Here is a 734-nt window from a genome sequence, read left to right as displayed (position 1 = left end):
ACCTGCGGTCTTCACAACGCAGCGCCACCGCCTCCGAGGCGTTGGCCACCTGAGCAGCGAACAACTCCGGAATCGAAGCCGGTGCGGTCGACGGGGCGGCCAACACCGCCCGGTGTCCCCACTCATCCAGACGCACACACTCGGCCTCATCGACCACATCAATCGACGAAAGCCGCCGTACCGGATCGGCGGTCATCGCATCCAACACCCGCCGCAACCGCTCAATCAACGTCTCGACGCTCACCGCATCGAACACATCGGTGCGAAACTCCACCGACCCGCCGATCCCGGCCGGTTCACCGGCAGCGCTCCAGCGCTCGGCAAGGGTAAACGTCAAATCCATTCGCGCGGTGTGGGTGTCCAGCGGCAACGACTCGACCTGCACATCACCCAACACCAACCCGTCGGCGGCACCGTCGCGCCCGGCGAAGTTCTGCCACGCCAACAACACCTGCACCAACGGGTGATGAGCCAAACTCCGAGCCGGATTGAGCCGCTCCACCAACACCTCAAACGGCACGTCTTGATGTTCATAAGCGGCCAAACTGCGCTGCTGAACCTGGGCCAACAACTCACCCACAGTCAGATCGGCACCCAGATCAACCCGCAACACCAACGTGTTGACGAAAAAACCCACCAACTCATCAAGGGCCGGATCACCACGACCCGCGACCGGGAACCCGAAGGCCACATCAGAACTCGCGCTGATCTTGGACCTGTCTCTTATACACATC

The 734-nt window shown here is 62.1% G+C and carries 1 protein-coding gene; it reads right to left on the bottom strand.

The annotated features are described in order from the left end of the window. Positions 1-734 (bottom strand): condensation domain-containing protein (locus tag A5752_RS17685; RefSeq protein ID WP_231983446.1); only part of this gene is annotated, 734 nt, incomplete at both ends.

Origin of the sequence: Mycobacterium sp. 852002-51961_SCH5331710 (genome assembly GCF_001665535.1) — a bacterium.
Taxonomy (GTDB): domain Bacteria; phylum Actinomycetota; class Actinomycetes; order Mycobacteriales; family Mycobacteriaceae; genus Mycobacterium.
Note: the sequence above shows the minus strand (reverse complement) of the source record. Positions and strands in the feature narration are given on the sequence as shown.